Below are 10,911 nucleotides of genomic sequence, written 5' to 3' on the forward strand. Positions count from 1 at the left end.
TTAACAAAATATTTTACACAGAATTTTCTAATAAATCAATGTTTTTATATTTTTTTGTTTTTTAGAATTGCTCTCGACCGTGTTACTTTACTATTTTCATTCTTGTCATCATTTATGCCTGTAAAACATAGGACATCTGTCTAAATGAATGCATATTGGAAAAGAGACTGGACAACATAAAAAAAGTGTTAGATTGATTTGCTGTCAATCTAACACTTTTCACTTTGTCGTTGATTTCCTCTAAGCAGTTGCTTTTCGCGTGAGTCACCGACTTCTCAATCTCTTCAACTATTGTCATCTTCATAATTTATCCAAAGAAAGAATTGCTAAGTTCTTCTCCATAATTAATTGAGAAAATTACCCTGTTCCTAAAATAATGTCTCAGTCGCAACACGAAACGCTTCGCTATTTATTCGTCTTTGTCCATAAATAGCTTTGCTTTTAATTCATCTTCTCCCGATCCTTCTGCTAAAGGCACACGAGATCGATATGCAGCACGACAGATTAAATGGCCAGCTACTGGTGCTGTTACAAATACAAAGAGAATCCCTAAGATTAATCGAACGCTCACATAGCCGTCGTGTATCCAAAAGTAGACAAATGCACCTAACAGGCAGCTTAATACAGACAATGTTGAACTTTTCGTCGCTGCATGTGACCGTGTATAGACATCAGGCAAGCGAATCATACCAAATGCACTAATAACACTAACGATAGAACCGACAAGTATTAGGATGACTGCCGCCCACTCAATCATTTGATTTACGTTCAACAATCACACCTCTTTCAATATATTTTGTAAAGGCAATTGTACCGATAAACGCCAATATACCCAAAATTAATATTGCTTCTAAATATGCCTTTGTTTTTAACACGATGGATACGATAGCTATTGCAGAAAGTAGATTGATACCTATCGTATCGAGCGCTATCGCACGATCAGGCATAGATGGGCCTTTTATGACACGGTATAGCGACAACGCAATCGACACACTAAATAACGCAAGTGCTACTAATAAAACATTTTCTACCATTAGCGTGTCACCTCCATAATCGCTTTTTCAAATTTCCCTATGGAGCGAACTACGGCGTCTTTTGATTGCTCAATATCCATTGCATGGATATAGAACAAATCTCCATCCTCAGAAACCTCCATCACAACTGAACCAGGTGTCAGCGTTAACAATATTGCAAGCGCTGTAATTTCCCAATCTCCATTAAGTTCTGTTTTATACGTAAAAATACCCGGTGTAATATTCAACTTAGGTGTTGTTATTTGTTTTAACACATTGTAGCTCGAGAGTAATAGCTCCCAGTTAAAAAGCCATAGTAGTTTAATAATAGAGAAAACACGGCGCAAATAAAATTGAGTACCGTAAAAACGATGCATTGCATACAAAATTCCAATACCAACGATAAAGCCCATTAAAAATGTGGAAAACTGTGGTGTGATTTCATCCTGTAGCAATAACCATAACGTGGCAATAAATAAATTTAATATAAACTGCATAGCCATTACTTATTCACCTCACCTTGCCATTGTTCGCCGTTCAACACTGCGTCAATATAAATAGAGGGTGTGTGAAGCGTTTCTGCCGCATCCTTAACATACGGTGACATCCACTCAGCACCAATGCCTAAACCGATTGTGCAAACTGTTAGTAAAGTCAATGGTAACACTACCCGTTTCGGTAGTGGTTTTTCATCCTCAATACTAATAATGGTTTCACCAAAAAAGGAAGAAAGGAAAATACGTAGTAGAGAGTAGAGAACTATTAAGCTAGAAAGGAAACCTAATCCTAGTAGCACAAAATTCCCTCCTTCAATGGCCCCTTGTCCAATTAAAACTTTGCCTAAAAATCCACTTAATGGTGGAATTCCAGCGAGCGAACACATCATTATAAAGAATAGCCATCCGAAAAAGGGATAATTCCGAATAAGTCCACTCATTTTATCTATAATGGTTTCACCAGTTACGTAAATCATCATCCCTACCGCTAAAAACAGCATAGCTTTTACTACCATATCATGCATTAAATAGTACGTTACACCTTGCAGGGCAGATTCCGTACCGATAGCAAGTCCAGCAACAATAAAACCTACACCAATTAGGACATTGTATGACGCAATTGTCCTTACATCTCTTCCGGCAAGTGCACCCATGCAACCAGCAATTATAGTTAATCCTGCCATAACACTGAGGATTGTATGTGTTACTTCGGTATTCGTTGTAAATAATAATGTAAATGTGCGAACAAGTGCATAAATGCCAACTTTAGTTAGTAGAGCGGCAAACAATGCAGCAATGGCTGTTGGTGGCGCACTATATGAACCTGGCAACCAGAAGAATAGAAGTAAACCTGCTTTTAAGCTAAAAACAATCAGGAACACAAGCCCTACTGTTGTAATGAGTGGGTCAGCTCCAGCTTCCATAACACGTAAGGAAATATGGGCCATATTTAACGTCCCGATAGTTCCATATAAAAATGCTAATGCCACTAAAAAGATCCATGAAGCAACAATATTAATAAGTACATATTTCAGCGCTTCTCGCAGCTGTATCTTCCCACCACCTAAGCTAATAAGTGCATAAGAGGCAAGTAGCATCACTTCAAAGCATACAAATAAATTAAAAATATCTCCTGTTAGAAACGACCCATTTACCCCCGCTACCATTAAGAGCACAAATGGATAAAAATACATTTTTTCGTAGTGCTCTCCAATTGTGAAGATAGCGTATAATAAACAAATTGCTGCGACAATATTCGCTACTAAAACAAGTAGTACCGCAAAAGAATCGGCAACAAATAATATCCCGAATGGCGGTAACCAGCCACTAAAATCAATACGCATCACACCTTGTTGATGGACCTCTAACAAAAGTACAACACTTATGATTACAACGAAGGCAAACGTACACAGGCTCAGAATGCGTTGTAACAAAACATGTTCTCTTAAAAATACTAGCAAAATGGCCGTAATAACCGGCACGATTAATGGTAAAACGATTATATTACTCATCAGACGTACCTCTCAATTCATCAAATTCCCCGGTGCCATTAGTTTTATAGGCACGATAGCCGAGAACTAGCACAAATGCTGTCACTGCAAAGCTAATCACGATAGCCGTTAAAATTAATGCTTGTGGAAGCGCATCTGCGTATGGACCTGGCGATTCACCAATGAGTGGCACATCCCCTTTTTTCAGGCCCCCCATCGTTAAAATAAGTAAATGCGCAGCATGTGAAAGTACTGCTGTTCCAAGAATCACACGTAATAATTGCTTTGAGAGGATTAGGTACGTCGCTACAGCAACTAACACACCAACTAATATTAGAATTAAAGACTCCATTGGCTATTCATCCTCACTTATACTTAAAATAATTGTCACAACAACGCCAACAACCGTTAACGCCACGCCAGCTTCAAAAATAGTAACAGTCGAGAAGCCCATTTTTCCGAAAATCGGCACATCGATATACGTATATGCTTGTGATAAAAATGGTACATCAAAAAACAGGGAACCGATGGCCGTACCTGTCGCTAATAATACGCCCAGTGCTGCTACCTTTTTAAAATCAAACGGCATCCCTTTGTGCACTGTTTCAATATCGTAAGCTAAATATAGCAGTACTATTGCCGAGGCAAGCACGAGACCACCTATAAAACCTCCACCCGGAGCATGGTGTCCTGCGAAGAATAAGTAAATACCAAGCGTTAAAATAATGAATACGACAGCCTTTGTAATAGTACGTAAAATAACGTCATTAATTTTCATGGTCTGCCTCCTTCTTTCGTGGCTTGAGCTTTGTCAGCGTGTACACGCCTAAGCCAGCAATTAAAAGAACGACAACCTCTAACATCGTATCAAACGCACGAAAATCCCCTAAAATAGTGTTAACAATATTTGATCCGCCAGCTAAGTCATACGCATCATTAAAGTACAGCGCGACCGTTTCAAAGCGGTCATAGTGCACGACAGCTAAACCAACTAACGTTACCGTTGCACCTACAAAAATGGCGATAACAGCATTTGAAAACTTCACTCTTTTGCGTGAGGATTCAGGCATTAAATCCGGTAAAAATTTAAAACACAACAGGAACAATGCTGTTGTCACGGATTCAACAACTAGTTGCGTAAGTGCCAAATCAGGTGCTCGGAAAATTACGAAGAAGAATGCGATCGAATAGCCAAGAACGCCGTTCAATAGCATAGCCGTAATCCGTCCCTTTGCAAAAATCATCCATATTGCAGCAAACATCATAACAAACACTAAAATGAGCTCATAGGACTCTACTGGTGAATCCTTTGCAAAATCAAATGCCATGGCATCAGACCATATAAAATATCCTGCAATGAGCGCGACAAAAAACACATAGATATAGACAAAATAATGTGTTAAATTGCCTGACATATAACGATTAGTGAACTTCATAGAGCCTTTTTCACTAAACTCTATAAGGCGATTATAGTAAGTGTTAAACGTATAGTTTTGTGAAAAAATACGATATAGAGGCTTCCAGCTTTTTAATGTTTTAAATAAAATAATGCCGACAATTATTACACCAATGGTCATCAACAATTCAGGATTAACACCATGCCATGCATAAATATGTGGTGTTAATTCACTAGCTGATGGGAATGTTGGATAAATACTAGCCATTGCAGGCTCTAAAATATAATGGCCAAGGACGTTTGGAAAGAAGAAAATTGCGACTACTAATAAACAAAGTACTATTGGCGAAATGAGCATCCCAATCGGGGCTTCATGTGGTTTTTTATCCAATTTAGCAGGTTGCAATTTACCGAAAAATGTATGAGCAATTAAAATCATGCTGTAAACAAACGTAAAAATACTTGCGACCCATGCCACGATAGGGAATAAAACACCCCAACTATCCATAGAAAAGATATTGACCTCACGAATTTGTAACACGGCAGTAAAGAACATCTCCTTACTTAAAAAACCATTAAATGGAGGTAATCCCGCCATTGATAATCCGCCTATTACAGCTATCGTAAATGTCACCGGCATTAACGCCATCAAACCACCGAGACGACGTATGTCACGTGTTCCAACTTCATGGTCAACAATACCGACCATCATGAATAGCGCCCCTTTAAATGTGGAGTGATTAATAAGGTGGAACAATGCGGCAAAACTCGCTTGTGTATATATGATTGAACTTTCAGCATACCCAAAATAATGCCCTGCGGAACCAAGACCAAATAAACTCATAATTAACCCAAGCTGACTAACTGTTGAAAATGCTAGTAACGCCTTTAAGTCTGTTTGACGTACTGCATTGAACGAGCCCCAGAACAATGTTAAAAGGCCAATTCCACTAACTAGCCAGAACCAAATAGCCTCACCACCAAATACTGGAGAAAAACGTGCAACTAAATAAATCCCAGCTTTCACCATAGTAGCCGAGTGGAGGTAGGCACTAACAGGAGTTGGGGCCTCCATCGCATCAGGCAACCAAATATGAAAAGGAAATTGTGCGGATTTAGTAAAAGCACCTACTAAAATTAGCAATAGCGCTGGAACAAATAGTGAATGTTCCCGTATTAGCTCTACGTTAGCTACTATGTCGCGAATACTAAATGTTCCTGAAGCTACATATAGCATTAGGAAACCCGCAAGCATAGAAAGACCACCGAAAACAGTAATAGTCATTGCTTTTCGCGCACCAGCACGTGAAGCTTTACGATGATGCCAAAATGCAATTAACAAAAATGAAGACACACTTGTTAATTCCCAAAATGTATACAGCACCATTAAATTATCTGAAAAGACGACGCCGAGCATAGCGCCCATGAATAGTAATAAGTAGCAGTAAAAATGATGAAGAGATTCTTTCGTTGATAAATAAAAAATTGAATATAAAATAACTAAACTACCTACACCTGTAATCAGCAAACCAAAAATAATGCTGAGCCCGTCGAGATATGTCGTGAAGTTTATATCAAAAGAGGGAATCCACTCATATGTATGAATAAATGTTTTACCCTCGGCAATTTGAGGAATGTACCGTGCGAGTAAAATAAACAATATGATTGGAACGGATAAAACAAACCAGCCTAAATGTATAACACGCCTTAGTCGCCTATAGAGCAAAGGGATTAGAGCGGCACATACAAATGGTAAAAGTATCGCAATGAGAACTGTAACCAAATGAAAACCTCCTACAATCAATTTCGTCCAGCAATTTTGCGCCCGAGATTTTGTATTTTTAGGCCTGCATGATACAGGTCAGTTAGCTGATAGTACATATATGCATACTATAAAATAGCTCCTAAATTATTCCTTACAAAATCTTTGACATTCGCCGTTGCTTTAACGTTATTCAGCAGCGTTTGAATAACTACTGTAAAATACAAGCCTGCTATCCCCTTCTAAAGAGGTACATAGTAGACAAAAAGTTGAATGAATATATCAGAACTCTTCTAAATTTGGATGTTTACCTGTACTAATCGATGTGGATACCGAACATGTATCGTACATTAGACACTTGATAAATGTTTAATTGCATCAACACTTGACTATCTATTTAACTCACTGCATAATAATGTGGCATATGGAAGCTATTCATTTAAATTCACATTATGCATAAACAAAACAATCATAGAACATGGATATAAGCCGAATTCCTTAAGGGTTTCCCGTATATCGTCATTAACTTTTATTCACTTTAAAGTATACAATATAAATAAGCATAATGCACTGTAACAGCCTTCATTTTAGCTGTTTTAGGATATTTTTTTCAAAATTCGTAGTATAAATAACAAAATAACAATAGGATAAAGAGGTGTATATTTTTAATGAAGCATGTTAAAGGGAGATTAGACGAAAGTATTTTAGTTTGTGTCTACTATGGACTAAATGGGGAGCGCTTAATTCGTCGAGGTCATAAAATGGCCATGATGCTCGATTGCCCACTCTATATTCTTTCGGTCGATTCACAACCCCTCGATGCCTTTGATGCTGAGAAATCTGGTTACATCGAACAGTGGAAAGACCTAGCCGAAGAGCTTGATGTTGAAAAATTCATTTTACTAGATAACGAAAAACGTCCTATTCAAAAGGTCATTGCTGAAGTAGCAAAAAATTACGGCATTTCTCAAATCATCGTTGGTCAAAGTGCACAAAGCCGTTGGGAGGAAATAACAAAGGGATCATTCCTGAATGTCCTATTAAAAGAGGTTCCTTTTGTAGATTTCCACATTGTAGCTGTCCAACGTCCAACTGAAGATGACACCTATGATACATACGAAAAAGGTGTACGTGCCTATTTGATTAAAGACCAGGACAATTTTAAAATAGCATTTACTTGTCCACGGTATGTTTCAATTGAAGGCATCTTCTTCAAAGAAATTGGCACTGATTTTGATAATGGGATATTTAAATTTACTTACAACGATAAAATGCATGAAATCCATATTACTGAGGGCTTGGTGAATGATAAAGAAAAGTTACCGGTAGAATTTACATCCCCATTACGGCAATAGTTTGTAATCACGCATTTAAAACGCCTAATTCCTACTTTTTGAGCAATGTTGATTCTATTGCAACGGTGACTAGATTGAGGTGAAGGAAGGAAGCCGTTAAACGGAATTCTTCCCTTTTTAATTATACACCTAGCTGACACGCCTCCTGTATAGAGGCGTGTATTTTTCTTACAAAGCAGATGCAGGTTTATCTTTCGGTAAGAAAAATGCTACTAGTAATAATAATGGCAGTAAAGAAACAATCAACATTGTGAAATCAATACCTTTATGATCCATTAATACTCCAATAACAATTGCTCCAATTGCTCCCATACCAAATGCAAAGCCAGTCGTTAATCCCGCCATTGTCCCAATTTTAGTTGGTACAAGTTCTTGTGCATAAACAACTGTTACAGAGAAGCTAATCATAATTAATGTGCCGATAATAACTAAAAATATTGCCGCTGTCCATAACGGTACATATGGCAATGCTAGACAGAATGGCATTGGCACAACGACTGAAAGTAAAATTACATTTTTTCTACCTATTCGGTCAGATAATGATCCCCCAAAAAACGTGCCAACAACACCAAAAGCCATAAAAGTAAAAATTAAAATTTGTCCAAGTCGCAGACTAACATTATAATGATCCATTAAATAAAAAACATAAAAACTTGTTATATTCGTTGTATAAAATGATCGTGCAAAAATAATAGTAAATAATAATGTTAAAGCGATTCCCACTTGTTTCTTTGTCAGTGGAGGCAAAGATGATACTAATGTACGTTTTTTCTTGGATAGACGTTCTAGCTCCAACTGCTTTTTATACCATTTGGCAATCTTACTCAACAATATAATTCCTATCGTTGTCGCAATAAGCACAAAAGCTGCTCCACGTTGTCCAAAAATGTCCAAAATGTAAGCGCTAATTAATGGCGCAAGCGCTTGTCCAGAGTTCCCGCCAACTTGATAAATTGATTGTGAAAGCCCTCTTTTAGAGCCTGCTGCCATAAATGAAACGCGTGAACCTTCCGGGTGAAATATTGCTGAACCAAGGCCTAAAAATAATACGGCTATAATAATTACCCAGTATTGCGTTGTGAAAGCTAAAATGGAAATCCCTATAAATGAGCTAATCATTCCGATAGGTAAAGCATAAGGCATTGGCTTTTTATCGCTGACATAGCCTACAATGGGTTGCAGAGCTGAGGCAAACATGTTTAATACAAATGAAATAAGCCCGATTTGCGTAAAGGTCAAACCGAGCTCACTCTTCAATATTGGAAACATCGCAGGTATAACAGATTGCATCGTATCATTGATAAGATGGGCAACGGCAATAGCAATCATAATCGGAAAGACAGGATTGTTAGAATTTTCTATTTGTTTGTTCATGCTACCACCACACTTCCTTATTTTTTCAAAAACCTAATTTATAAATGATTGTCGCATACAATTCCTCTTTTTGCACAAGCTATTTCTCGATAGCAGTTCTAAGGAGTTGATTTTTGTATGACTGTAGATGAATTTTTCCACGCCAATGTTTGGGAAATGGTAATTAGAGCAACCCTTTCCTTTTTTGCATTACTCATTGTTACACGATTACTTGGTAAAAAACAGCTAGGCCAGCTTACATTTTTCCACTATACAACAGGTATTACATTTGGATCGATCGCTTCAGAAATTGCAGCACAATCTGAGACACCTTTTTTAGAAGGACTTATTGCACTAATATGGTGGAGCGTTTTAACGTATCTCATGACCGTTATTACTATCAAATCTAAAAAAGCGCGTGTGCTGATTGACGATAAACCAACCATTGTCATTCAGAATGGCCTTATTTTAGAATCAGGTCTAAAGAAAAATCGCTTGCACATGGATGAGTTAACGATGATGTTACGCGAACAATCTGTATTTTCCGTTCAGGATGTCCAATACGCTTTATTAGAAACTACCGGTAATTTGAGCGTATTGCTGAAGCCAGCAGAGCAGCCCTCAACGAAGCAAGATATAAAAGCCGATGTCACTCCGCCTACTTATTTACCAACAGAAGTAATATCAGATGGACAGCTCATTAAAGAAAATATTGTGGAACTTGAATTGACTGAAGATTGGGTAATGAAAAAGCTGAAAAAGCAAAATGTCCAATCCTATGAAGATGTCTACTTTGCACAAGTTCAAACGAATGGCTCCTTATACATTAGCCTAAAAGATAAAGCAAGACGATCAAGCCCGTAACAGCTTGTATCGTCTTGCCTATTCTATTTTCATAATATCTAAAGGTGTAATTATGCCAATCAGCTTTTGTTGTGTTTTCCCATGCTCCGTAATCAATATCGCCTCAAAACGCTTTCCACTTTCCACGCCCTGTTTAAATATTTCTTCCGCCTCATAAATCGTTATGTATCTACTCACAAATTTGTAATTCACTCTATTTTTTTCGTGCAATAAGATATCATGCAATGTAGGAACGTGTTTCGGCACATGGTTGCCTCCCATTACAGATGCAAGCCAATTCGTAATACCAACAGTAGTCACAAGCCCTTTAAATTGGTCTTTATTATAAACAGGAAACTGTGTAAACTTGCGTTGACGAATAACCTTTAATACATGCTTTAATGAATCATTTTCTTGGAATACAAGCACCTTTTTTCGAAACATTTGTCCCACTAGTGTGGGTTTTGCAAGAGTAGCGTCCATATATTCAATGCGCTCTACTACATCTACGTGTGGTTCTGCAATTACATACTCCATAGATGTACGATGATGAACAATCGCATTGCGTAAATCTGCATAGGAGCGTAAATCATCCTCATATTTACGTACTAAAACGTCCTTTTTTTTCGCCTGGTCCACGAGACGGTAAAAAGGCATAAAATCTTTCGCACCGATAATATCCCTTAGTCGATGGTCAATTCGATTAAAGGCTGTGAGAAAGCGATCGGAATTTTGTGTAGCCAATCTTATCACCTACTCTCATAGCAAGATTTTATATTTTTCGAGTTATTTGACAAATCATAAGTTATAGCTACATTATATTCCTAAGTTATGGATATTCCAAGAAAAGTTCGTACATATCTGACTTTCTAAAGCGTAAAAATCCACTTCGCTATCCGCGGGCACGTTGAAAGCCGCAACCCTCGCGTACGCGCGGTTTGTTGCGTCTTACATTCGTGCGTTCCCGCAGGAGTCTTCGTGGATTTTTACTGGATATAAAGAATGCCCTACTAGCTGTGCCATTTGGACACATATAAGGGCAGTTCATATATGTCGCTCATATGCATAATATCTGACTTTCTAATACGGCAAAATCCACTTCGCTTTCCGCGGGCACGTTGAAAGCCGCAACCCTCGCGTACGCGCGGTTTGTTGCGTCTTACATTCGTGCGTTCCCGCAGGAGTCTTCGTGGATTTTTACT

11 protein-coding genes are annotated in these 10,911 nt (G+C 38.0%); 2 read left to right on the forward strand and 9 right to left on the reverse strand.

The genetic code is table 11. The features are described 5' to 3' along the window. Nucleotides 1–409: 409 nt before the first annotated feature. From ACIQXW_RS22665 to ACIQXW_RS22695, 7 genes are read right to left on the reverse strand one after another with little or no spacing between them, the layout of a single operon-like run. Nucleotides 410–772, reverse strand: coding sequence for a Na+/H+ antiporter subunit G (locus tag ACIQXW_RS22665; RefSeq protein WP_340821371.1), 363 nt, complete (start codon nt 770–772; stop codon nt 410–412). Beyond that, the gene (locus tag ACIQXW_RS22670) at nt 750–1,034 is read right to left on the reverse strand and encodes a Na(+)/H(+) antiporter subunit F1 (protein ID WP_340821372.1); all 285 of its coding nucleotides are present in this window, start codon (nt 1,032–1,034) and stop codon (nt 750–752) included. Before ACIQXW_RS22670 ends, ACIQXW_RS22665 begins: the two co-directional genes overlap by 23 nt. Next, nucleotides 1,034–1,516: a Na+/H+ antiporter subunit E gene (locus ACIQXW_RS22675; protein WP_340821373.1), complete on the reverse strand. Its 483-nt coding sequence runs from the start codon at nt 1,514–1,516 to the stop codon at nt 1,034–1,036. The genes ACIQXW_RS22670 and ACIQXW_RS22675 overlap by 1 nt, the downstream gene beginning before the upstream one ends. Continuing rightward, nucleotides 1,516–3,021 carry a Na+/H+ antiporter subunit D gene (locus tag ACIQXW_RS22680; protein ID WP_401022063.1) on the reverse strand — a complete coding sequence of 502 codons (1,506 nt, stop codon included), beginning with the start codon at nt 3,019–3,021 and terminating at the stop codon, nt 1,516–1,518. Before ACIQXW_RS22680 ends, ACIQXW_RS22675 begins: the two co-directional genes overlap by 1 nt. Continuing rightward, nucleotides 3,014–3,352: a Na(+)/H(+) antiporter subunit C gene (locus tag ACIQXW_RS22685; protein ID WP_401013911.1), complete on the reverse strand. Its 339-nt coding sequence runs from the start codon at nt 3,350–3,352 to the stop codon at nt 3,014–3,016. The genes ACIQXW_RS22680 and ACIQXW_RS22685 overlap by 8 nt, the downstream gene beginning before the upstream one ends. 3 nt (nt 3,353–3,355) lie before the next feature. Beyond that, complete coding sequence (locus ACIQXW_RS22690) at nt 3,356–3,778, reverse strand: Na(+)/H(+) antiporter subunit B (RefSeq protein ID WP_340821375.1); 423 nt, start codon at nt 3,776–3,778, stop codon at nt 3,356–3,358. Continuing rightward, nucleotides 3,768–6,179, reverse strand: a complete 2,412-nt coding sequence (locus ACIQXW_RS22695) for a Na+/H+ antiporter subunit A (protein WP_340821376.1) — start codon at nt 6,177–6,179, stop codon at nt 3,768–3,770. The genes ACIQXW_RS22690 and ACIQXW_RS22695 overlap by 11 nt, the downstream gene beginning before the upstream one ends. A gap of 647 nt (nt 6,180–6,826) precedes the next feature. Between ACIQXW_RS22695 and ACIQXW_RS22700 the strand changes: the two genes are divergently transcribed. Further along, nucleotides 6,827–7,513, forward strand: coding sequence for a histidine kinase (locus tag ACIQXW_RS22700; RefSeq protein WP_402765776.1), 687 nt, complete (start codon nt 6,827–6,829; stop codon nt 7,511–7,513). A 168-nt stretch (nt 7,514–7,681) separates the two neighbouring features. On the opposite strand, the gene ACIQXW_RS22705 is transcribed toward ACIQXW_RS22700, so the two are convergent. Continuing rightward, nucleotides 7,682–8,887 (reverse strand): MFS transporter, encoded by a 1,206-nt coding sequence (locus tag ACIQXW_RS22705; protein ID WP_402765779.1) that lies wholly within the window; start codon nt 8,885–8,887, stop codon nt 7,682–7,684. A gap of 117 nt (nt 8,888–9,004) precedes the next feature. Between ACIQXW_RS22705 and ACIQXW_RS22710 the strand changes: the two genes are divergently transcribed. Then, entirely contained in the window at nt 9,005–9,730 is a 726-nt protein-coding gene (locus ACIQXW_RS22710; protein ID WP_401022069.1) for a DUF421 domain-containing protein, read from the forward strand. 18 nt (nt 9,731–9,748) lie between these two features. On the opposite strand, the gene ACIQXW_RS22715 is transcribed toward ACIQXW_RS22710, so the two are convergent. Continuing rightward, the gene (locus ACIQXW_RS22715; RefSeq protein ID WP_340821380.1) at nt 9,749–10,453 is read right to left on the reverse strand and encodes a CBS domain-containing protein; all 705 of its coding nucleotides are present in this window, start codon (nt 10,451–10,453) and stop codon (nt 9,749–9,751) included. Nucleotides 10,454–10,911: the final 458 nt, after the last annotated feature.

Source organism: Lysinibacillus sp. NPDC097162 (genome assembly GCF_044762185.1).
Taxonomy (GTDB): Bacteria; Bacillota; Bacilli; order Bacillales_A; family Planococcaceae; genus Lysinibacillus.

Bases quoted from the DNA above. Each gene is read 5' to 3' on its own strand.
- ACIQXW_RS22690 (WP_340821375.1), bottom strand. From the start codon at position 3,778: ATGAAAATTAATGACGTTATTTTACGTACTATTACAAAGGCTGTCGTA.
- ACIQXW_RS22700 (WP_402765776.1), top strand. From the start codon at position 6,827: ATGAAGCATGTTAAAGGGAGATTAGACGAAAGTATTTTAGTTTGTGTC.
- ACIQXW_RS22710 (WP_401022069.1), top strand. From the start codon at position 9,005: ATGACTGTAGATGAATTTTTCCACGCCAATGTTTGGGAAATGGTAATT.
- ACIQXW_RS22680 (WP_401022063.1), bottom strand. From the start codon at position 3,021: ATGAGTAATATAATCGTTTTACCATTAATCGTGCCGGTTATTACGGCC.
- ACIQXW_RS22670 (WP_340821372.1), bottom strand. From the start codon at position 1,034: ATGGTAGAAAATGTTTTATTAGTAGCACTTGCGTTATTTAGTGTGTCG.
- ACIQXW_RS22675 (WP_340821373.1), bottom strand. From the start codon at position 1,516: ATGGCTATGCAGTTTATATTAAATTTATTTATTGCCACGTTATGGTTA.
- ACIQXW_RS22685 (WP_401013911.1), bottom strand. From the start codon at position 3,352: ATGGAGTCTTTAATTCTAATATTAGTTGGTGTGTTAGTTGCTGTAGCG.
- ACIQXW_RS22705 (WP_402765779.1), bottom strand. From the start codon at position 8,887: ATGAACAAACAAATAGAAAATTCTAACAATCCTGTCTTTCCGATTATG.